The organism is Microbulbifer maximicatervae (SeqCode), assembly GCF_052467505.1.
In genome coordinates this window covers 2,497,334-2,518,709 of sequence record NZ_CP174313.1, presented here as the reverse complement: position 1 = coordinate 2,518,709, position 21,376 = coordinate 2,497,334, and the positions used below count along the sequence as shown (strand labels likewise).

Annotated in this window: 31 protein-coding genes; 29 read left to right on the top strand and 2 right to left on the bottom strand. The window is 42.5% G+C overall.

The genetic code is table 11. The annotated features are described in order from the left end of the window. Positions 1 to 51: 51 nt before the first annotated feature. The 4 genes from ACJJIN_RS11165 (at position 52) to ACJJIN_RS11150 (ending at position 3,230) form a co-directional block, all read left to right on the top strand. On the top strand, positions 52 to 480 hold the full coding sequence (locus ACJJIN_RS11165; protein WP_444898111.1) for a hypothetical protein: 429 nt from the start codon (positions 52 to 54) through the stop codon (positions 478 to 480). 542 nt (positions 481 to 1,022) lie between these two features. Next, complete coding sequence (locus ACJJIN_RS11160) at positions 1,023 to 1,460, top strand: hypothetical protein (protein WP_444898110.1); 438 nt, start codon at positions 1,023 to 1,025, stop codon at positions 1,458 to 1,460. Between the two features lie 130 nt (positions 1,461 to 1,590). After that, the gene (locus tag ACJJIN_RS11155) at positions 1,591 to 2,784 is read left to right on the top strand and encodes an IS91 family transposase (RefSeq protein WP_444895881.1); all 1,194 of its coding nucleotides are present in this window, start codon (positions 1,591 to 1,593) and stop codon (positions 2,782 to 2,784) included. Between the two features lie 68 nt (positions 2,785 to 2,852). Beyond that, positions 2,853 to 3,230 carry a DUF5071 domain-containing protein gene (locus ACJJIN_RS11150; RefSeq protein ID WP_444898109.1) on the top strand — a complete coding sequence of 126 codons (378 nt, stop codon included), beginning with the start codon at positions 2,853 to 2,855 and terminating at the stop codon, positions 3,228 to 3,230. Positions 3,231 to 3,268: 38 nt separating this feature from the next. On the opposite strand, the gene ACJJIN_RS11145 is transcribed toward ACJJIN_RS11150, so the two are convergent. Beyond that, complete coding sequence (locus ACJJIN_RS11145) at positions 3,269 to 4,210, bottom strand: IS110 family RNA-guided transposase (RefSeq protein WP_444898108.1); 942 nt, start codon at positions 4,208 to 4,210, stop codon at positions 3,269 to 3,271. Between the two features lie 311 nt (positions 4,211 to 4,521). Between ACJJIN_RS11145 and ACJJIN_RS11140 the strand changes: the two genes are divergently transcribed. From ACJJIN_RS11140 to ACJJIN_RS11020, 25 genes are all read left to right on the top strand, one after another. Next, a complete protein-coding gene (locus ACJJIN_RS11140; protein WP_444898107.1) occupies positions 4,522 to 5,028 on the top strand; it encodes a hypothetical protein in 507 nt (168 codons plus the stop codon). Positions 5,029 to 5,481: 453 nt separating this feature from the next. Next, on the top strand, positions 5,482 to 5,769 hold the full coding sequence (locus ACJJIN_RS11135) for a hypothetical protein (RefSeq protein ID WP_444898106.1): 288 nt from the start codon (positions 5,482 to 5,484) through the stop codon (positions 5,767 to 5,769). 123 nt (positions 5,770 to 5,892) lie between these two features. After that, positions 5,893 to 6,237, top strand: a complete 345-nt coding sequence (locus tag ACJJIN_RS11130; protein WP_020411209.1) for a hypothetical protein — start codon at positions 5,893 to 5,895, stop codon at positions 6,235 to 6,237. Positions 6,238 to 6,343: 106 nt separating this feature from the next. Next, positions 6,344 to 7,219: a toll/interleukin-1 receptor domain-containing protein gene (locus ACJJIN_RS11125; RefSeq protein ID WP_444898105.1), complete on the top strand. Its 876-nt coding sequence runs from the start codon at positions 6,344 to 6,346 to the stop codon at positions 7,217 to 7,219. Positions 7,220 to 7,285: 66 nt separating this feature from the next. Continuing rightward, entirely contained in the window at positions 7,286 to 7,591 is a 306-nt protein-coding gene (locus ACJJIN_RS11120) for a hypothetical protein (protein WP_444898104.1), read from the top strand. A gap of 87 nt (positions 7,592 to 7,678) precedes the next feature. After that, complete coding sequence (locus ACJJIN_RS11115) at positions 7,679 to 7,936, top strand: hypothetical protein (protein ID WP_444898103.1); 258 nt, start codon at positions 7,679 to 7,681, stop codon at positions 7,934 to 7,936. An 84-nt stretch (positions 7,937 to 8,020) separates the two neighbouring features. Beyond that, positions 8,021 to 8,440 carry a HEAT repeat domain-containing protein gene (locus tag ACJJIN_RS11110; protein ID WP_444898102.1) on the top strand — a complete coding sequence of 140 codons (420 nt, stop codon included), beginning with the start codon at positions 8,021 to 8,023 and terminating at the stop codon, positions 8,438 to 8,440. 55 nt (positions 8,441 to 8,495) lie between these two features. Further along, a complete protein-coding gene (locus ACJJIN_RS11105; RefSeq protein WP_444898101.1) occupies positions 8,496 to 8,942 on the top strand; it encodes a hypothetical protein in 447 nt (148 codons plus the stop codon). A gap of 21 nt (positions 8,943 to 8,963) precedes the next feature. Continuing rightward, entirely contained in the window at positions 8,964 to 9,716 is a 753-nt protein-coding gene (locus ACJJIN_RS11100; RefSeq protein ID WP_444898100.1) for a hypothetical protein, read from the top strand. A gap of 131 nt (positions 9,717 to 9,847) precedes the next feature. After that, positions 9,848 to 10,435 (top strand): hypothetical protein, encoded by a 588-nt coding sequence (locus ACJJIN_RS11095; RefSeq protein ID WP_444898099.1) that lies wholly within the window; start codon positions 9,848 to 9,850, stop codon positions 10,433 to 10,435. Positions 10,436 to 10,578: 143 nt separating this feature from the next. After that, positions 10,579 to 11,223 carry a hypothetical protein gene (locus ACJJIN_RS11090; protein WP_444898098.1) on the top strand — a complete coding sequence of 215 codons (645 nt, stop codon included), beginning with the start codon at positions 10,579 to 10,581 and terminating at the stop codon, positions 11,221 to 11,223. Between the two features lie 105 nt (positions 11,224 to 11,328). Then, positions 11,329 to 11,628: a transposase gene (locus ACJJIN_RS11085; RefSeq protein ID WP_444898097.1), complete on the top strand. Its 300-nt coding sequence runs from the start codon at positions 11,329 to 11,331 to the stop codon at positions 11,626 to 11,628. Positions 11,629 to 11,632: 4 nt separating this feature from the next. Beyond that, positions 11,633 to 12,520 (top strand): IS3 family transposase, encoded by an 888-nt coding sequence (locus ACJJIN_RS11080; protein ID WP_444898096.1) that lies wholly within the window; start codon positions 11,633 to 11,635, stop codon positions 12,518 to 12,520. 103 nt (positions 12,521 to 12,623) lie between these two features. Further along, on the top strand, positions 12,624 to 12,986 hold the full coding sequence (locus ACJJIN_RS11075; protein WP_444898095.1) for a hypothetical protein: 363 nt from the start codon (positions 12,624 to 12,626) through the stop codon (positions 12,984 to 12,986). Between the two features lie 89 nt (positions 12,987 to 13,075). Continuing rightward, positions 13,076 to 13,342, top strand: coding sequence for a DUF6966 domain-containing protein (locus ACJJIN_RS11070; protein WP_444898094.1), 267 nt, complete (start codon positions 13,076 to 13,078; stop codon positions 13,340 to 13,342). Between the two features lie 83 nt (positions 13,343 to 13,425). Beyond that, complete coding sequence (locus tag ACJJIN_RS11065; RefSeq protein WP_444898093.1) at positions 13,426 to 13,806, top strand: hypothetical protein; 381 nt, start codon at positions 13,426 to 13,428, stop codon at positions 13,804 to 13,806. A gap of 100 nt (positions 13,807 to 13,906) precedes the next feature. Beyond that, positions 13,907 to 14,365, top strand: a complete 459-nt coding sequence (locus ACJJIN_RS11060) for a DUF2846 domain-containing protein (protein ID WP_444898092.1) — start codon at positions 13,907 to 13,909, stop codon at positions 14,363 to 14,365. A 111-nt stretch (positions 14,366 to 14,476) separates the two neighbouring features. Continuing rightward, on the top strand, positions 14,477 to 14,788 hold the full coding sequence (locus ACJJIN_RS11055; RefSeq protein ID WP_444898091.1) for a hypothetical protein: 312 nt from the start codon (positions 14,477 to 14,479) through the stop codon (positions 14,786 to 14,788). A 105-nt stretch (positions 14,789 to 14,893) separates the two neighbouring features. After that, positions 14,894 to 15,142 carry a hypothetical protein gene (locus tag ACJJIN_RS11050; protein WP_444898090.1) on the top strand — a complete coding sequence of 83 codons (249 nt, stop codon included), beginning with the start codon at positions 14,894 to 14,896 and terminating at the stop codon, positions 15,140 to 15,142. Positions 15,143 to 15,248: 106 nt separating this feature from the next. Beyond that, entirely contained in the window at positions 15,249 to 15,506 is a 258-nt protein-coding gene (locus ACJJIN_RS11045) for a hypothetical protein (RefSeq protein ID WP_444898089.1), read from the top strand. 596 nt (positions 15,507 to 16,102) lie between these two features. Further along, positions 16,103 to 16,525, top strand: a complete 423-nt coding sequence (locus ACJJIN_RS11040) for a hypothetical protein (protein ID WP_444898088.1) — start codon at positions 16,103 to 16,105, stop codon at positions 16,523 to 16,525. A 93-nt stretch (positions 16,526 to 16,618) separates the two neighbouring features. After that, the gene (locus tag ACJJIN_RS11035) at positions 16,619 to 16,753 is read left to right on the top strand and encodes a hypothetical protein (protein ID WP_444898087.1); all 135 of its coding nucleotides are present in this window, start codon (positions 16,619 to 16,621) and stop codon (positions 16,751 to 16,753) included. 35 nt (positions 16,754 to 16,788) lie between these two features. After that, entirely contained in the window at positions 16,789 to 17,139 is a 351-nt protein-coding gene (locus ACJJIN_RS11030) for a hypothetical protein (protein WP_444898086.1), read from the top strand. 527 nt (positions 17,140 to 17,666) lie between these two features. Further along, a complete protein-coding gene (locus ACJJIN_RS11025; protein WP_444898085.1) occupies positions 17,667 to 18,005 on the top strand; it encodes a TonB family protein in 339 nt (112 codons plus the stop codon). A gap of 432 nt (positions 18,006 to 18,437) precedes the next feature. Beyond that, positions 18,438 to 18,953 (top strand): ClbS/DfsB family four-helix bundle protein, encoded by a 516-nt coding sequence (locus ACJJIN_RS11020; protein WP_444898248.1) that lies wholly within the window; start codon positions 18,438 to 18,440, stop codon positions 18,951 to 18,953. A gap of 381 nt (positions 18,954 to 19,334) precedes the next feature. Here the strand turns inward: ACJJIN_RS11020 and ACJJIN_RS11015 are convergent, their stop codons facing one another. Next, the gene (locus ACJJIN_RS11015) at positions 19,335 to 20,285 is read right to left on the bottom strand and encodes an IS5 family transposase (protein WP_444895065.1); all 951 of its coding nucleotides are present in this window, start codon (positions 20,283 to 20,285) and stop codon (positions 19,335 to 19,337) included. Positions 20,286 to 21,376: the final 1,091 nt, after the last annotated feature.

The following is a 21,376-nucleotide window of genomic DNA, read 5'->3' as shown; positions in this document are numbered from 1 at the left end:
AGCGCGCCAGTAACTTCCGGCAGTTGAGGCGGGCGTTAGCATTCAGTAAATATGAAATTTTTATATAGAATACTGCGTTGGTTGTTTCTTGGAGCTGTTGGAGTTTCAGCAATCCTTATATTCCTAACTATAGGATTTGTCTGGTTGTGGGATATGAACTCTATCAACTCAATAGGCGAGGCGAAAGAACTTCTGAGCAAGCATGGCAGTAACGAGCACGAGCTAATAATTAATGAGTGCTCGAAGTTAATAAAGGATGGAGAAGAGCGCACTTTAATGCATGAGGATATCCCAGAAGTGCTAAAGTCGTTGTCGCCACAATATGTCCGAGCTTCAGAGTATTCATGTGAGGTAAACCTTTACAAACAGCCAGGCAAAGGAATTGGCTACTTTGTAAAAAAATCTCCTAGTGGCTCTTTCATACTTAGTTGGTTTAACCATTTTGAAAGTTGGGACAGTCATGATATTGAAGTCAAATAGTGCACATGCTAACAATCACAGGCAGTTAGCGCCGGCCCCTATTGGGGCCTCTGCGGGACGGCCTACGCTTCGCTTCAGCCGCCCCTGCTGTGGGCGTTATAGGGCCAAGGAATTACAGTGATAAAGCCACTTAATTTACTCTCAGTTCTTATTACCACATCCTTGCTAGTCGCATGTGATGGTGGCTACGAAACACCAGAAGTTAGAACTCCAGAAATGGCTGCTCAAGCAAAAAGCAGTGTAATTACATACCTCGCCAGAAAGAATCTACCTCCAGAAGGGCTAGCTATTTTAAAATCATCAGTGAAACCAGAGCCAAGCTTTAGTTACTTGTATACCGGTAACGATCGCTGCATCGAAATCATAGTTTTATGTTATGGTCAAAACTGTAGTGAAGTTCGATCATACCCGTATGATAGGCATAATGAACAATGTCCCCAATAACAAGCCGCAGCAATCGCTCCCGTTGGTCGCTGGGACAGCCAAAACGCTACGCTAATTTGTCTGCCCTTGTGCGGGGCGTTAACCCAACGAGGAAAGTAATGGCTCAAGAAAGAAAACCATTCATCACACTTGGAAAGTCAAAGCTTTCCAAATTCGCTAATGGCACTGTACTCGTCATCTTACTTGTCTATGCCGCTGTAAAGAGCGGCATCATAGAGCCAGCTGTTACACGAGGATTTGATTACACGATTCCTGCAAACGAGTTGTCAGTTTCTAGCGCTCAGGAGTTACAAGAAAAATTGGGGAGCTTCTCTCTCAACGAGGCACAATTAAGCTCAGAGCTTGCAAAAGCTGGCATAGACTTACATCAGTTCCAAGAAAACACGTCAATGGAACTCGTTATTAGCACAACGCAAAATGGATTCGAGGGCCTGGTTATTGAGTTTCAATCAACACTGGACCCAAATAAGCTAAAGTCAGTTTACGCAAAAATTGCTGACCAAATTCAAAGTCATGTTTCAAATAAAAAGGGTTAACAAGAAGCTGCACCCGACTCCGGCGCTATCGCGCCTCTGCGGGTGAGCTTGGCGTTGTACAAACCCGCTGCGCGGGAGTGGTGCCACTTTTAAATTATAAGAGGCATTTTAGAAAATGCATAACCGGGTATTGCAAAATATATTTTCTGCGTACAGTGGTTATTTATCTAAAACTGCGCAACCACTAAAAAATTTAAAGGCTATCTCCTCGATACAAGAATGCCGTACAAAATCGATGGGAAGCAGTTATTATCGTTGTAAGCACAACCATGTCACTGAACAGCATCATTCTTGTAGGCATAGAAGTTGCCCCCTCTGCTCAGGCAGAAAACAGCTCCAGTGGGTTGATCAGCAGCGTCGTAAATTATTTGATACAGATCATTTTCATGTGGTCTTTACTATACCTCATGAGTATCTGCCGATATGGCAATACAACGAGGAGAAGCTTACAGATATACTCTTTTTGTCGAGTAAAGAAACGCTATTTGAATTGATGGCAAGTAAGGACTATCACGGCGTAACCCCCGGGATGCTTATGGCTCTGCATACTTGGGGAAGACAGTTAACTTTACATCCACATATACACTGCCTGATCACCGCTGGCGGTTTGACTTTAAGAGAAAACTGGAAAGAAACAGGTGAGTATTTATTACCTGTGCGAGTGGTTAAGAGTTTTTATAGGGGAAAGTTTCAAGCGCTGTTACTAGAGCAGTATCGTGCTGGGCTAATCAAGCTGCCTCCCAGTTGGCCCATTGGCCAGTTTGATATTCTCTTTAAAGCTTGCTATCGCAAAGAATGGTCAGTTCGTATTCAGGATCGATATGAGCATGGACAAGGCGTTCTGCTGTATTTTTCACGATATATCAAAGGTGGCCCGCTGAAGCCAAAGCAGATATTAAACGTGGATCATAAGGGGCTGGAATTTCGTTATTTTGATCACCGTGACCAGCGACGCAAGCGACTAAGATTAAAGCCTGAAGAGTTCTTAAGACGTGTCTTGCAGCACATACCTCCAATAGGAAAACACATGGTACGGAGTTATGGATTATATGCTGGGTGCAATAAGAAAAAGCACGATCTATGTAGTAATCAAGTGGGTTTAATGAAAGATCAACGACTCCCAGCTGGATTGCAAATCCAAGATCTGGTGGTAGAGTGTGGGCAGTGCCATGAATCTACAAAGTTGACTGGCAGAGTGTGGTCTAAGGCGAAAAAAGGAATTTCCTTTATAAAGGGGGCGGCTCGGCAAGATAGTGCCGGCGGGAATGTACAACATGGCGATGAACCAGACACTGCAGGAATGGGCCTCTTTAGTTCGGCCTAAATTCAATGCCAGATCATTTTTTTTACCGCCTGCAGTGCAGGTTATCTAAGCGTTATACGCAATAAAAAATGAATATAGTCCCTGCTAATAAATCAGACTTAGATGCTTGTAATAATCTATTGCGGGCATCTGATGAAGAAGTGGAAGAAAAAGTAAATGAGCTTCTAGAATGGGTGCAGGACATCAACTGGCCAGTTGCAGTACCTATATGTGAAAGGCTTAAAAATATTGGCAGCCCGCTAGTAGGGCCAGTGAAAAAGATATTGTTGAGTAACGATGAAGTCTGGAAATATTGGGTTATTTCTGGCCTGTTAAGTAAGGCCTCAAATGAAACGGTATGTTCATTGAAAGCCGAGCTTGAGAATATAGTAGAAAACCCAACGGAAGCTGAAAAAGCAGAGGAAATTAATATCGTTGCAAACGAGGTTTTGGTTAAGTGCCAGTAAAAGCGTATAACAAGTGACTATGGTTACTCGTCAAGTTTTTAAGCCATACTTTCATCCCAGTAGGTGTTGTTTTTCACCATTGTATTCAGGATCGTAACCTGCTTTCTCATGCAGGCAACCAGAGCAACCTTTTTAGGTTTGCCAGCGTCGACTAATCGCTTATACATGGGCTTTAGTTTGGGATGATGTTGTATGGCCGACATGATGGAAACAAAAAGAACCGTGCGTACGCGATGCCTTCCACCTCGAATATATCGTTTGCCCTGGAAGTTGCCGCTATCACGGTTCATCGGGGCGATACCGACAAGTGCAGCGATTTCTTTACGGTTCAATTGTCCTAGCTCAGGAAGTTCACTCATTAACGTATAGGCCAATACATTTCCGACCCCTTTGGCACTCAACAATAGGTCACGCCTTTGCCGCCACTCGGACACACTGTTAACCAGTTTTTCCAGTTGCTTGTCGATACCTTGTAACTCTTTCTTGATGGTGTTTAGAATGGTCTGGATAGGTTTGTGTACTGATTTCGGCATCCTCTGAAGCCGATTCTTTTGCATTGTACTCATCTCTAAACACTGACTTCTTACAGCCAGTAAGTCACTGATCGCCCTAAGCTTTTCTGGTTTTAGCACCGACAGCCCTGGCTTCATGGCCTCACCAAAATGTGCAATATCCATTGCATCTAGCTTGTCAGTTTTGGCGAGGCGCCCTGCAGATTTAGCGAAGCTCCTTATCTGCGAAGGATTGCAAACAACAATAGGTAATCCGGCTTTGTCGGCGGCGCAAACAAACTCTAACTCGAGCCTTCCCGTAGACTCTATTAATACTCTTTGAGGTTTAAGAGGTTGTAGTTGTTTAATGGCACCTTTAATGCCATTTTTATCATTGGCAACACTAAAGAACTGGCCAGTAGGTCTCACATAAATATCGAGTTGTTTACTGCTGGTATCGATACCGACATTGATCTCTTGAGGTTCCATAAGATAAGCTATCTCCGCCTTGCTATTCGGGCTCGAGGCCCACATGACTATCCGAGTTATGCCTAGTGAGTGCTTATCACGTTCATACTTGTTATCGGTCTTTTACGAACCAGCCAAGCAGCGAACTGTGATAAACAAGGCCTTCGGTGGCCGCCGAAGGTGGGTCTCAATTTACCCGTTAACGAAAAGGATTTTCAACATCAGAATCGGGCAAGAACAACCATACAAGTCAGTCCACTGGGACGCCTCACCGCGGCGTTGCCGCGCTGGCGTCGCCCGTGGCTTCAAACGTTATGTTTCTTGGGTAGTGAATGGTCAATAGATATCTTGAAATATACCTAGGCTCTCCAGATGGTTTGAAATGCCTGATACAAGGTAATCTCAGTAAGTTACTCCAATTTTACAGGGATAGCTTATGGTATGGCCTGTCTGAAGAAGTGTTGAACTATGTAGACTCTTTAAACTTTGGTTCAGAATTAGAACCTATGGATGTAACGCAAGCTAGATATATCGATAAGTTTATTGAGTATGTATTTGACTTTTATGGTGAGCATCATGAGTTCCCAGAAAGTTTGGGAAATGTGTGGTGCACTGAATCAGAGATAGAGCATATTTTTTCCATAACAGGCAGGCGCATATTTTCTGGTTATGGTGCTGATTTTGATACGGGAAACAAATCGACAAAAATAGGGTATTTATCAAATTCTGAATTAAGAGATTTAAAAATATCTGGTGCGAGCGATTTTTTACAATTGTTAACGTCAGCGAGAGATTACGCAAAATCAAAAGGGTGCGGTCTTGTATATACCATCGATTAAACATAACAAGCGCAGGTTGCCGGAACGCCTTTCCGCTCCTTCGTCGCTACAAGTCGTCCGCAACTGCGGGCGTTATTAGGCTTACATTGATGAAACACTTCAGTTTTCTTTTTGTCGTTCTATCTATAAGTGGCTGTGTCAATCAACCCAAGACATGCTCGATGGCGAAGGGCTCAGAAGGCTGGGTGTATATTAAAAAACCGCCTGCGGAGGTGACGGAAGCAGCGGTAATACAAATTAAGAGTGGAGCGCATCATCTATGGTTAAAGAACAAAGATGGTCGTTATGGATTTTGTAGTCGGCCTAGAGATTACGTTGATTGCTCGTATCATTTCGAAGAAATAGATCTAGTCAATGGTAATTACGAGCAAGTTACTTTAACAGTATCTACGTGTGGTAGCCCCTATTAATGATTAGGGCGAGAAACCTAATTAACTGTTATAGGGCTAGAACTTGAGCCAAATTCACAAAGACCAAAAATTAAGTGTATATCTGTGGAAATTCATGGTTTGTCTTTTTGCTTCAAGCTTGATTCCCATGGCATATGTACTTTGGGCGGTTTTACCAGGGTTAAAGGGAGATTGGTTTGGTGTTGCTGTGGTTTCAGCGGTTTGTTCAGCATTATTGACTGCGGCTTTACCGGTAAATAATGCTCGTTACTATGTCCCAAGTAGTGTTGTTGTGGGCGTGTTATTTTATGGGATAATTCAGGGTTACTTATTATACAATGGGGCCCCATAACTAGGCCAAGCAGGCTCGCCCAGCCCCCTGTGGGGCTAGGCTGGACAGCCTACGCGGCACGCTTCGCACGCAAACGCTCCGGCCGCCCCTGTTGGCAACGTTATGAGTATTGAGATTTAAAGCATGGAGACAGTCACTTGCTATAGGCCAACCGGCGAAAAAGAGTTAGAACTGGTTAAGGAATCAGGCTATAAGAAATGGCCACCTCGTTTGCCAGAACAGCCAATTTTTTATCCGGTTACAAATGAAGAGTATGCCATTGCCTTAACACAGTGGAATATCACCGATTTCGGTGCAGGTTACGTAACCAAATTTGAGGTAGTTAAGTCCTTCATGGAAAAATACCCCATAAAATGCGTGGGTGCTAAGTCACATACCGAATGGTGGGTGCCGGCTGAAGATCTGGAAGATCTTAATAAAAATATTGTTGGGAAAATCGAGGTGATAGGTGAGTACCGAAGCTCATAACAAGTCAATTAACTACGCGCCTTCGGCGCCCGACAGCTTACACGCCGCTTCGCTATGTTTCAGCTGCGGGTTATTGAGGCGTTATGGGAATAAAGGAAATTTGTAGATGGCGGTAAGCGTGTTTTTAAGTCATAACCATCACGACAAGGATTTTGTAAGAAAGCTTGCGAGAGACTTGGAGAGCCATGGTGTTCGTTATTGGCTTGATGAAGCGGAAATGAAAATAGGCGATTCATTGATACAGAAAATACGAGAAGGTATTGATTCTGTAGACTTCTTCGCCGTTGTCTTATCTCCTAATTCTGTTGAAGCACCTTGGGTTGTAAATGAGCTTGATGTTGCTATGAATCACCAGATAAACGGGAAGCCTATTAAAGTACTCCCCATTCTGCTCAAAGAGTGTGAGCTTCCCGGATTTCTGGTTGGGAAGCTGTATGGGGATTTTCAGAACGAAGCTCAATACGAAGACTCATTTAAAACTCTCATTAATAGTATCGGATTGGTCTTCAATAAGAGCGTTATGAACTCTGAAAGAAGCTCAAACAGTCTCGGCACTGCTCTAGATAAAGCTTTCTTGAAAAGTTTGCCTCTTATGTCAAAACCTTTTCATCGGCCATTTCAGTATATGGGGATGCCCATCCACAAGGCTGAAGCAGAGGTTGGAGCCACTGCGAACTCTGTAGGTAACATTATCGTCGAAAATGATGATTGCAGAATGCTCCTAGAGGCAGAAGGGAACTTTATTAGCTATGTAGAAGTTGATCTGAAAGCCACTGCTCCACATAACCAAAATCAAGAATTCGATTCAGAGCCTGTTCTTGGTGCTTTAAGCATCGGATTGACGGAACTTGATTTAGAAAGGAAGAAAACCCATTACCACACCTACTATGACCATAGAAGAAAGCTCAAAGTCAGCGTCTCATGCCTTTATGATGGGGCGCCGCTTACGGTGGCATTTAGTTCAAAATACTATGGTATGTAAATCGCATAACAAAGCATTGCAGCGGATAAACCGCTGAATGCGGCGTTATGCATCTTCTGGTGACTAATGAGCTGGTTTCGAAGACAGGACAGTAAAAAGAACAGTGACTATCTTCTCGAGGGTTTGCTCGCAGGGATGGCAGCCTCTCTTGGGAGTTCATTATTAGTCATTGGAGCTTTGGGTGGCTGGTTAGGGTTTGTACCCTTTGTCGCTCTTTGTACTGCTACTTACTGGTGCGCAAAGATATTTATATACAAAAAGAAGCTTTTATCGGGTATCGGAAGAAGCGAATTTTGGTGGCTAGGTTTTTTCGCTGGCGGCCTTATCTTCATGGGCTACGGTTTTGCCGCATTGGGAGTGGTAAATGCATAACAAGGCGCTGTTGTCGCAGCCTATGGCTGCTGGGACGGCCCACTGTGTGGTCCGCCCCAAAGCTTGGCGTTAAATACAGGGAATTAAATGAAGAAAGGAAACAAGACTACAGGAATACAATTGCTGATCTTATTGGGCTTGTTTGTTGCTTCTATCGTTTGGTGGAGGCTTTGGTTTTACCAAGGCTTTGTTGGTCCCATTCCTTTCTTACATTGGTTTATCCACGTGGATGGTGAGGCCTCGTATGACTTAACCTATTGTGAAATGTTTATTCAACTCATACTGGTTTGGTTATCATCTAATGTGTTTTACTATGTTAAAAAACGTTATGGTAAAAGCATTTAACCAGCTCAGGCACGCGACCCACTTTTCGTTCCGCCTTTCGGCTCCACAAAAAGCGCTCGCATGCTAAAGACGTTAGGGCACCTCATGATTGAGTCTGCAGAAGAATTTAAAAGGCTTAGAGAAAGCGAAGTAATAGATGAATATACTCGCGCCGCTCATGACCAGGCTCCCACGAAAATATGGGAGGATGTTCTCGAGAAATATCCAAAACTGGCATTCTGGGTAGCGCAGAACAAAACTGTACCAGTCGAAATACTAGAAAATCTGGCAGCACACAATGACCCAAAAGTCCGAGGCATGGTTGCTCGTAAAAGGAAAATCCCAGAATCGCTCATGCTGCAACTAGCAAAAGATGAAGATGAATCCGTAAGGAATGCGCTGGCGAACAACGGTAAAATTACTGAAGCGGTATTGAGGGTTCTAATAAATGATTCCTGGCAAGTTGTCAGGGAAAGGGCTTCGGAGAAACTTCGAGCCCTAACAAGCAAAGGCAGCGGACGCTAAGAGCGCCGCTGCTTTGAGCGTTATGCCACTAATAAGAATTAAGTAGGAGTAGTTTATGAAATTAAGAATTGCAATTTTGGGTGTCTTGATACTGAACTCAAGTGCGGTAAGCTCAAATGAACCGGATACAGCAATGGGAGCAGCTGGACTTGCTTCCCAGCTGTCGAGCCATTTGAATAAAATGGTTGAAAGGTGCATAGAGTTTATTCCAGAGGGTGAAACGAAAATTCTTACTGCGCAATCCGGTTGGAGAGATAGGAATATAGACGTTATATCCGTTGCTGAGGGATTGATGGCTAAGGCTCGTATGGAATTGCCGGAAGTCTTCGCAAAGTTGGATGTTGCCGAGGATAAAAGCATAGCCGCAATGTTTTTGCCGATGACAGTCGAAATTAAAAGACAGTATTGCGGAAAATATTTTACAGATATCACTAACGGCTCTAGAGACATAAGGAATATAAGTCCTAAAGCATACGAGTTACTAAAAAATTATAAATCCTGAATAGGCATAACAAGGCGCGCAATGCTCGGCCAACCAGTTGGCCTGGACTGTCACTGCTACGCAGCGCCAGCCCATTCGCTTGGCGTTAAGCATACGGTAGAAGTTATCAAGAATATGATTGCAAGTATCTCCAATGAAATAAAAAGGGCGCCCGTTGCAACTATTTCCAGTGCTGCTGGGGTAATTTTTGCTGGTATAACGCTTTTTCTCGCGATCCTTCAATTTAAGTCTGGTATTTCGATTCAATCTGGAGATATTTCAACTTCCTCTGGAGATAAAGATTCAGTTAATGTAGGAAATTTGTTTTTAGCAGTCTCTTTTTTTGCATCTAGTTCTTTTACAGTAGCCGTAATTGTCCGCTTAATCGCAAGAAGACATGACTTAGCGGCTCTATTTTTGTCCGTTCCAATGGCAGCTCTTGTGAATTTTGTTACCGTTGTAATGCTTTACTTGGCTCCACCAAAGGAACTTACTAAAGATTTATTCACTTCTGCGCATGACTTAGTTCTGTATTCGTCCGTATTCGTTTTTCTTATCGTGTGTGGTCGGGCGGTGTTAGTAGACTTAGCGAGATCGGTAACTGAAAATGAAAAATCTGATACTACTAAAGATAAGGCTTCTGACTTTAATGTGCTCAGCATACTATTTTTATGCGCTCTAATGGTTGGCATTTGGTCAACCCTCGTTTTCAAAGGTCAATTATTGCTATCCAAAACGTTCTTGCCAGAAATCACGACCCCACACTTACCAAATAAAGAGGCAAAAAATGCCTAACAAAGTGCTGCAGCCGACGTCTTACTTTATTCGCCTTTTGCGCAGTCGCGTTGTTCCTATTTTTTTCGCAAAAGGCGAATAAATCAAGCCGCCGCTGAGCACGGCGTTAGGCCGCATAAGGAGATATTGAGGTGAAGAAGGTTATTTATATCTTGCTTTCTTTATTTTATGGAAATGCTGAAGCAAGTAGCGAAGACATTGATATTTTACTCAAAAATGCAACAGAAAGAGAGGGGCTAAGGAAGGCGCAGATAGAGAGAATTTTAGACACGTATGATCTGGAGAAATGGATTTTTACCAGCCGAGTTGTAGTTGATGAAAACGCAATTCGCCCTTCAAGTCATCCCGTCTTAACTTTCAATGTTAAGCGCATCGGAAGTGATGAATCCTTTCTTGCTAGCTTTTTGCATGAGCAAATTCATTGGTTTGAAGAAAAAAACAAAACACAAGTAAATGCGGCCATTGAAGACTTGAAGAAAATATATCCAGATGTTCCTAAAAAGCGTCCAGACGGAGCAAGAGATGAGTACTCTACCTATTTGCACTTGATAGTATGCTACTTAGAGTATGATGGGTTGCGTCAAAATATAGGAGATAAAAGAGCAACAGAGATCATCTCTAAGAACTCCGAGTATTTTTACAAATGGATTTATAAAACTGTGCTAAATGACGGAGACGCTATTCGCAAAGTAATCGAGGCGCATACACTTCGCATATAGATTGCCGGCCTAACTAGGCAATGCAGCCGACGTCTTACTTTATGCACTTTTTGCACAGTCGCTATGCTCTCATTTTCGTGCAAAAAGCATACAAAGTAAGCCGCGCCTGATTGCGACGTTAGGCTCAGAAAAGGAGAGAGATTGTGCTACATCGCATACTAAGTGGATTGATCCTTCTTGTTTTTTCACTCGCATGTCTAGCGACTGCACAGCGTCCAGATATTATCATCATTGATGATAAAGAGCTTCGCTTGAATACCAATCCACTTGAGAGTTATCTAAAGGGGATCAATTGGAAACCACCTGAAGAAGCTGCTATATGGTCATCCAACTGGAGGGGGTATGTGGCTTCTTGGGAAATAAAAGACAAGCATCTTTTGCTCTCGGATATAACCATTGAGTTGAATAGCGACTCTCACGAAGACCGAAAAAGAAAAAGCATATTGAATGAAATATTCCCAGCTAAGACAGAGGTGGTCGCAGAATGGTATAGCGGAGTACTTATAGTGCCTGATGGCGAAATGACAAATTATATCCACATGGGCTACGCTTCCACATATGAAGCATATCAAATATTGCGGATAAATAACGGAGTAGTTATTGAGCACATGAGGATGACCGAACAAGAGTTCAGACTCTATAAAAACAAGAAATTTGAAAAATTTAAAGAGTCTGAGCAGTTTAAGAAAGAATTTGAGAACCTTACTAACGGGGAACATGATTGGTCGGAAGAGGAAGCCATTGGGTTTATGAGAAGCTATTATGCTGAGTACTATCTCTCAAATTAATACTAAGCCTAACAAGTCGTTGTTGTCGCCGCGCTGCGGCTGGGACCTCCGTTGAAACCTTTCCCCATTGAGTAGACGCCTACTTTTTGAGTAGGGGAGGAAAAAATGCCGAAAATACTGAGTGAAGAGCGGGTTGTTGAATATTCAACAGAGTTCAAAGTTAGAGTGGTAGCTCTCGCTAACCAACTGAAAGTAGATACAACTACTATCGCCAACATTATTGGTTTGCATCCAGTAATGGTGTATAGATGGCGACAGGAAAGTAGAGAAGGCAAGCTGGTCGAGAAGCCCAGTCGTAGAATAAGTATGACAAAAATAACGAAAATTCCATCTCAAACTGATGATAAAGAGATCAGACGTCTAAAAAACAGGTTGAAAAACTGCAAAAGGAGAATAATTTCCTAAAAAAGTGGGAAATGTACCTGAAAGATCCAAAGCCGAAAGATTCTCGTTCATAGCTCTTAATCGATCAGACTTTGGTGTCAGGTACTTATGTAGATACTTGAATGTTTCACCCCAAGGATTTTATAAGTGGCTCAACCGTGATGAGAGCACTCGAGACATAGAAAATAGGCGAATTCTTGGGTGTATCGAAGCTATCTATGCGCAGCATGATGGTAATTATGGAAGTCCAAGAATTAGCGCAGAGCTGAAAGCTAATGGTGAACGAATAAATCACAAGCGCGTTGAGCGCCTTATGAGAGAGGCTGGAATCGTGGGGAAAGCTGGAAGGATCTATCGTCGGCGCCCTTTGCCTGGAAATCCTTGCATTAAGGTTGAAAATATACAAAGAGAGCCTGGTATGCCGAGTAAACCAGACTCTCAATGGGCTGGCGATGTAACCTATCTGAAGATCAATGGACAATGGCAATATTTAGCTGTGATTATTGATCTTTACTCCCGGAAAGTGTTGGGTTGGGAGTTGTCGGATACTCGAACTGTTGAGCTAACACTGTCAGCGCTAAATAAAGCTGTTCGTCGCAGAAATATAGAATCAGATCTAATATTTCACAGTGACCGAGGTTCTGAGTACGGTGCTTATGCATACCAAAGTCGACTCAAAGAACTGGGTATTGAGCCGAGCATGAACCGTCCAGGATTTATGAATGATAATGTGTATGTAGAATCATTTTTTCAAACACTGAAAACTGAGAGTTTCAAAGGATTTAATTTTGAATCCGTTGAGGAACTAAGAGCTAACTTAGCTTGGTATCTTGATAGGTACTATAACTTTAAAAGAAGACATGGTTCACTTGGGTTCAAAAGCCCAGATGAATATGAAAGTATGGCCGCATAAGATGAATATAAGGTGGCGTCTACTTTAAGGGGGGAGGCTTCTACACTGCGCTTCGCTACGTTCCTGCTGCCGGTTATTGAGGCGTTAAGTTTCTTACCAAACTATGACTTACTTAAAATGGACTTTATATTTTCTAGGGCTGCTAGCATTAGCTATAGTAACGCCCTTGGTTGCTTCAATGCTGCTGGGCTATTTCATCTGCTGGCAAGAGCCTATTGCAGGTCCAATAACAGCTATTACAGTTGTCGGGTATAGCTTCGCGGCAGCCCCAAGCCATAAAGCCTGGGGAGCAATTTTTGGTTTTTCTCTAGGTTGTGCTCTAGCATATATCGCGCCAGACATTGACATTTACCCTGAGTGCCATGCCAAAGCCTATCAAAAAAATTATATTGCGTTAGCACTTACTTATACAGCGGGGTTGTTATTTTTAGGGAGGCTGTTATTTTGGCCTCGACAAATAACTTAACAAGTGGCGGCACAATCGCAGCCTGCGGCTGCTGGACTCGCCACTACGTGGCTCGCCTGTGCGCCAGGCGTTAACTGTAATCGAGAATTATGGAATTAAACGAAGCAATTGATGCATTTAATCTTCTGCTTTCAAAGCATGGCGTGCGTAGCCGGAAGCTTAGTGCAGTAAATAGTGTCTCCGGGGCTCAAGCCATTCTGAGTAAGTTTGGAGGCATGGGTAGCGTTAGTGATTTGTACATATGTGCAGCAAATGGCCACAATATAGAACCCGAAAGTGAGGTCGCAGTAAATCAAAAGCTACATAGCTTACTTGATTGTATTTACACACACTGTAAAACCAAGGCAGGGCAATGAGCACATCACAGTTAACAAGTTGCGGAAGCGGGACAAAGTGCTGCGTACTTCGCCCCTTCGCAAGGCGTTAACTGTTCCTAATTATGAAAGCTATTCTGTATTCAAGTGAGGTTTTATTTGGTCTAGGGCCAATTCTGGTGCTTTGGCTAATCGGTGTTGGTATGGGGTTGCCGTTTAGCGTGGCAGCGGTATACAACGGCGAGGTGATGGGTGCTTTAATTCTTGGCTCGGTCCTACTTGGTTCAATTGGTATGTGGGGGCTTATTCAGCTCCTAAAAAAGCTAATATGGCCAGATATCAATTACTCTATCAAAAAATATCGGTTTCACCTTATTTGCGGTAGCCTGGCAGTGTTATTAGCGGCAATAAGCTTTATTGGCATCAACAATTTTGTGGTTATTTATATGGTGGTTCCAATATTGGTTACAGGTCATCTTTACCATGTTTGCAGTAAACACAGTTAACAAAAAAATCAACCAGACTCCGCTAAGCGTGGTTCGCTTTGCTCACAATGCCACGCTTAGCTACGCTCGGTTATTGTGGCGTTATACATTCAGAGGTAATATGAAAAATTTATCAATCATCCTGTTTCTCATTCAAGTTATATCTGGATGTGCCACATACAGCCCAAACTGTGACATTCCCACCGCGGAAGGTGACGATGCAGTAACTCTTATCATATACCGTCCTTCAGCTATGTACGGCATACTCTACGCAACTCCGTTCTCTATTGATAATTGCAGGATTGCTAACTTAAGCAATAACTCATATCAGGTACATAAGTTGCCCGCCGGTCAGCACAGAGTAGCAGCAGAAACGCACCCCTTTTCGGTCGGCGGTGACGGTGTTGTTTCTGGAAACTATGAAGCTGGTGAGACATACTATCTTCATTACTCTATGAGCGCTGGTAGTCCCTACTATATGCCAAATATTGGTATTGGCTTTACCACATCAACTCATTTTTATTTAACATCAAGAGAAACTGCTCTTGAATTAATGCCGGAACTTAGCGTGGTGCAATAAATGTAAAACAATTTGCTCAACCACCGTTCCGGCCGAAAAGCGGCCTCCACTGGGCAGCCAAACCTTCGGTTTGGCTGCCGGTTAGCAAGGCGTTAAGTGCTAAGGATAGGCATGGAAGAATTCGACTCGATACCTGAGATCATTTTTTGGACTACAAATGTAGGAGTAATAGCCTTAGGCATTCTTTTTTTCTTCATAATTAGAAATAGAGTAGCCAAATTGAGCTTGGTCATTTTAATGCTGGGCTTTCATTTCATTGTTGTTCCATCGGCTTTATTGGGCTGCGAGATAGCTGTATTTGATGATGTGTTTTGTAGAGAAAGTTGGTGGTTATTAGTGTTTATACCTCCAGCACAGTTTTTAGTTGGTGTTGTAGCCCTTGTAGCTGTCAAAATTATTGGCCGTGCAAATGCGGGCACTTAACAATAAAATTATGTTTTCGGCTACGCCGCAGGACGCATTAACAGCGCTTCGCGTTTAAAAACAATGCGCCTCATATTTAGGCGTTAAGTGATACAAGGGTGGCCAATGAAATCGTTCATCATTAATCTTGTCGGCTTAGTTGGATCTTGGTATATGATTGATCTTACTTCCGAAAACTCGCTTAATTCAGTATTTGCTCCATTATTATTTACAGCCTTTCTAATTTCCAGTGTGCTGTGGTTTATTGTGGAGTTCGGGATAACTCAGGGTTCTAGCACTGGTGGTTACTTTGACAGTGGTGATTCTGGTGGTTTTGGTGGTGGAGATGGAGGGGGTAGTGATGGTGGGTGTTAGATCACTTAACAAGCGCATGTTGTTCGCTAATATCGTGGCCGGACGGCTTACGCTATGCTCCAGCCGTCGCAAATGCGAACGTTAAGTTTCAATTCATATGGAATACTTGAATAAGGATGATATTTTCGAACTAATAGATTCCTTGAGTAGTGATGTTGTTAGCTTTGATAGAGTGCGTCCACATAATAAAGGTGAAATTAGAAAATCAGCCTCAATGGATAGAAGAGAGCTGAAAGAGTTTATCGCTGGGGCTATTGAAGAGGAGCATCAACCTGGTGGTAATATTGAAATATTTATTCCATTAATCAATAAAATTTTAGTTGGGCAACATGACGGAGTTTATTGGCTTGAGAGCAACAATTAACAAGTTGCTGAAGTGCACTCCAGCCGCAAAAGGCGCGGCTCACGCGGGACAGCCAAATCTTTGGTTTGCCTGTCCCTTAGCAAAGCGTTAAATTTCACCATGAACGAACCACGAATAAAAACGGCAAATAAAAGTAATGGGTCCATATTCCTGGCGATAGCAATTGTTGGCGCTTTGCATTTTTTCTTGTTGGGTCAACTTTATACACATGTAGGCCCACAAGAAGCAGGAAAATTTATTGGAGGGGTGGTACTTCTGTTAATATCTTTCTTCTCAATACTGGTCGCAATCAACAATTTCAGATTTAAAGTATTTAAGTGTCCAAATTGCCGATTGCGTATAGGGAAGATAGAGCCACATGGAAAAGTCCCTGGAGATCCGATTTACCAGTATTGTTATTGTTGTAATACTTTGTGGCTGGTAGGTAAGGTTCCTGGGCGCATACTGGCCGCCGGTGCAGATGCCTCCGATTCAGGCGCCGGCGGAGAATAAATTTAACAGTGCGCTGCAGGCCGACGTCTAACTTTGTGCACTTTATGCGCGGTCGCTACGCTCCCATTTTTGCATATAAAGCGCCCAAAGTTAGCCTCTAAGCCATGAATAAATTCTTAGTAGTCTTAGCTCTATTGATATGCTCACCAAGTGGGCTGGCAAGCTGCTGGATTGAATATACGAAGAAAACATTATCTGAAAGAATAGAAGAGTCGAATTTTACCTTTCGTGGAGAGGTTCAATATCGAAAGGCTATCGTATCGCAAGAAAAGGGGCATGAAGAAAGAATGGAATCTATTGAAGTTCTATTTGATAAGGTCGAAGATCTTAATGGAAATAGAATTGAAAAAATCTATCTAAAGCTTGATACAGCCTGTACGTGCAAATACGACTTTCAAGTCGGGGTAAGATATGTGGTTATTGGAGATAAGTCAGGCGCTCGGATTTCGGTTCAGAATTGTAATAATATCCTTACGGAGCAAATCTATGAGTTGCATCAGAAGTTCGAGCTTGGTGGCAAAGGCTAACGAGTAGGTGATGTTCGTTCCAGCCTCTCGTGGCTTCCATATGCCGCTTATGACTATGCCCACTCATATAATAAGAACACGAAGATCAAGCCAGTGAAGATCGAGTTCCCTGAGCCTTACTACAAAATAGAGGGAAGTTCTGCTGTAGTAGTTTACGGCAACTATATCGATAAGCTGTTTCTTTTGAAGAAAAATGGTATTTTAAAAGCTCGTGGGGACTTTCAATAAAAAAGCTAACAAGCAATGGCAGCATTGTCTAGACTATGAGAGATAAACGAGCCATATTTGCGACAGTTGAACTCTGGTATTGCGAACACAAAGGCATTCTGTTCGCAATCTTGGTTACGCTAGCAATTGGAGTGCTCTTCCTATATGTCGGTTTTCCTAAAAGCACTGAGCTTGTTTCAGGTGTCGCGCATGCTCAGGTTTATGATGGCAGCCAAACTGGAAATGAGCCTAAGCTCTTGGTCAAATTATCTAACGGCAACTTGGCTCATGTGGGGGTAAGTTCTCCTGGCCAAGTAAAAATAGGCTCAGAGCTGTGCCTATATAAAAAGACAAGTCATGCAGGTACAGTACATTTTTCAATTAAGGCAGTAGGTGAATGCACATAATAAAATTAAGCATGTGACGTTTGCTACGCGGCCGCACCTACTAAAGGCGTTAAGGTTCTTCATGAATAAGCTTGTCACTCTATTATTACTAAGTAGCAATACTTGCTTAGCTCAGGATCTAGTAGGCACCGGGTAGGATAGGAGTGGGGGTATATTTGATGGTGAGTCAGGCTGGGACGAGTGTGAGTTTAGATATGACAACACTTTTAAGTGTACAAACTATCCAAAACTAGGCTGTTTGGTTTTACCTTTTGAAGGAGCTTGGGAGTTAATAGGTAACACTTTCATTCTTCGCTTGGATGGTTCTTATATGGTAAAGGCTCATATTGCCGAGATTGATAAGGATTTCTTTAGAGGGCTGGTAGAAAATGGCAATAAATTTACGTTTAGCAGGCAAAAGCCTTAACAAGGCAATGTAGCTGACCTTTTACTTTGTGCGCTTTTTATACCGTTGCTGCGCTCCAATATGCATGTTAAATGTTCACGAAGTAAGCCGCCGCTGATCTTAGTGCTATGAGAATAAGAACATGAAGAGCATTCCAATAACTTTCATTCTCACTATTTCTCTCGTGTCCGGATTTGCGTCGGCAACAATAATTTATGTAAAGCCAAATTATCCTTTAGAGGCACTTAAAAATTGCATAGAGGGTTGGGTAGAGTTCGAAGTGACGGTAATTCCTGGTAGTTTTTTTGAAAATGTTAAAATCATAGATTCTTATCCTGAAGGTGTATTTGATGAGGCAGCTAGAAAAGCTCTTATGAAATACAAGTTAGTGCCTAAGGAATTAATAGGCGTAACTGCCCCGGTTCATGGCGTGAAGCGCAAAATAAGCTACAATCTGGACGGCGAGTGTATACAGAAATAACAATCACAGGCAGCGAGTTTGCGGCCCTATGGGTCTCCGCAAAGGTGTTAATTGGTACAAGGGGAGCAAATGAAATCATTCATAATTAATTTTTTCGGCCTAGTCGGATCTTGGTATATGATCGATCTTACTTCCGAAAATTTGCTTAACTCAATTTTTTTCCGTTAGTATTTACTGGCGTCCTAATTTCCAGTGTACTGTGGTTAGCTGTAAAGTTTGGAATAACCCAGAACTTTAGCTTTAGCTCTGGCGCTTACCTTGGCAGTGGTGATATAGGAGGTTTTGGTGGAGATGGCGGTGCCGTGATGGTGGGTGTAAATCACTGAACAAGCACATATTATTCGCCGCTATCGAAGGGCTTAAGCTACACTTCACCCACCGTAAATGCGAGCGTTATGTAAATACTCTGTAATCGAGTAACCATTGATAGCTATGTCTTCAATTTCGAAAAATAAAGAAGAATTAATCTCGTCAATTGAAAATTCTTATGAAAATTTATTTGCTGATTATATGGGGGTCCCCAAGGAGCTTTCGAGAAAGATTGGTGTTGAGGGTAATATAAAAAATACAGAAATAAGCGTTTCTGATACTATTTCATACCTGATCGGTTGGGGAAATCTTGTCCTAAAATGGCATGAGCTTAGGGTAAATAATCTCGAAGTAGATTTTCCAGAAAAAGGTTACAGCTGGAATGAGCTTGGGAAGCTAGCGCAGCACTTTCATGCATCCTATAAGGATTGGTCTTATAAACAGTTGCTGACAGAATTCCAGTTTACAATACAAAAAATACTGAAGCTTGTAGACTCATTGAGCAATGATGAACTTTATGGGCACAGTTGGTATAAAAGTTACACCCTTGGGAGGATGATCCAGTTTAATACCTCATCTCCAATGAAAAATATCCGCACAAAGGTGCGCAGGTTTAAGAGGCAGAATAATATCAAGTAAATTCATACAGCCTGTAAACCCTGATGACGCCTAAGAAGTACCTAATTTAAGCGTTTTGTTCGAGGTGAAGAGTGAATAGTGAAACAAAAAACGTACTGCTAAGTGCATATACAGCTATAGGGCTTCCTATATCAGGTATTTTGCTTTTTTTTGCATATATTCTTACAGACAAGGCAGTGCCTAGCGTTCAAGATTATGTAATTGCTACGATATGTGTATTTGTTAGCTTAAGGACCCTCTGATCAACGAAGCATTTTTCCAGAATTAAGCTGAGCTGCTTGAAAAATTCACTTTATTACGCACAAACGCGTAATTTGCGCGTAATAGTCCACTAATTTTTCATCTGAAACCCTCAATAGGTGGATTTCAGGCGAACCACCCCTAGGCAGCCAAGTATTTTCTCCCTATTATTAAGTTGGTAAAGCCTGCCAGTAAGCACAGCCTCTCAGTATTTTTTACCAGTCCCCGATAGCGGACCTTGTCATAACCAAATACCCGTTTGATGTAGCGGAAGGGGTGCTCGACCTTCGCTCTTATCTGCGCCTTGATCTTTTCCGCTTTACGAAGTGCATCACGCCCTGGAAGAGTTTTTAGCTTGCTCGGCTTCATTGCTATATACCAATCCGCCTCCCGCTCTTTCAACTCTTCACGTTTCTCCGCACCAATGTACCCAGAGTCTCCCCAGATTCTTTTCTCCTCCCCGTGGAGAACTCGCTCTGTAGTTGTGACATCATGCGAATTCGCTGCTGTTGTATCTATGCTATGTATTACTCCGAGCACATCATCAACCCCGATATGCATTTTCATTCCAAAATGCCACTGATTGCCTTTCTTTGTTTGATGCATTTCTGGATCACGTTTTTTCTTTTTATTCTTGGTTGAAGTTGGCGCAGAGATAATAGTGGCATCTACAATCGTACCTTCACGCAGTACCATGCCATTCTCAGCAAGATGCTTGTTGATTTCATCAAAAAGAGCTGCACCTAGCTGATTGAGCTCCAGTAAGTGGCGAAAGTTAAGAATCGTTGTTTCATCGGGAATTGGGCCGCTCAAAGTCAATCCAGCAAAACTACGCATGGATTCAATTTCATACAGTGCATCCTCCATAGCGGGATCACTGAGATTATAAAATAGCTGCATGCAATGAATACGGAGCATGACACTCAATGGATATGGCTGTCGGCCACGTTTGCCTTGTGGATAGCAAGGAGTGATCTGAGCTTCTAGTCGCTGCCATGGGATGAGGGCTTCCATTTGAGAAAGAAACTTCTCTCGGCGAGTTATACGGCGCTTTAGCTTATATTCTGCTTCGGCAAAGGTGACTTGGTGCATAATTCATCGTAGTCTTGATGGGTAGGTGAATATTACCAATATTGGCTTGGAATTATTCAGAGGTTCCTTAAGTAGTATTTATCTATATAAGAAATTGAGCGCTAGAGAATCTGACCCACCGTTAACTATTCGTACTGCGATTAATGGTGTTTTGTATATTGTAGCAGTAATAGTAATTACAAGTATCATATGGTAATCCTCCTACACAACAAGGGGTTCCAGTCGACACCCAAAGCTACGTACTTTTGAGTGTAAGGTTGCTGCGCTCCCCTTAATACACAGGTGGCGCTTCGCTCCTGGCGAGCCTGAATCCGCCATTATGAGCTAAACCAGCTATGTTTAAGCATGTTCTAAAATTTTTATTTTTAGCGCTTTGTGGCGAATGTATGGCCTCTGCCCACCTAAAAATACTTAAGTAACACGAGTAAATGCTGACTTGCTGTCTATTAAGTTGGAAAAATAGATTCTGGAAGTGTTAATACTTTTCTATATCAGCTTGAGTTTGCTAACAAACTCGAAAGTTGCTTAGCGGGACGGGTTCAAACCTTTCTATTGCTTGATAAAAAGAAAATTTCAAGCTCTTCTATGGATTATAAAGTCGGCAGTGAGCAACCCAGTGTTTTACTTCATATGCCCGCATCGGGTTATTATACGGCGATAACTATCCAGTATTGCTGCTCAGAGGGAGTATCCCCCAGCTGTAAACAATCACTCTCAATCAGTTCGGTCATTGGGGTTACATCGCAGTGAGAGGCCCTCATAGCAAATGACTATGGTTGCTCGTCAATTTTTTAAGCCATACTTTTATCCCGGTAGGTGTTATTTTTCACGATCGTATTTAGGGGGGGGAGTCTGCTTTCTCCGTGCGCAAATAAACTCTAATTCGAGTCTTTCTGTAGACTCTGCTAATATTCTTTGAGATTGAGAGGCGTCCTTAATGACTTAATGAAATTTATATTGGTGACACTAAAGAATTGGCCTGTAGATCTTACATGAATATCGAGTTATTTATTACCGGTATCAATTCCGATATTGATCAGTTGAGGTTCCATGCGATAAGCTATCTCTACCTTGCTATTTGGGCTTGAGAT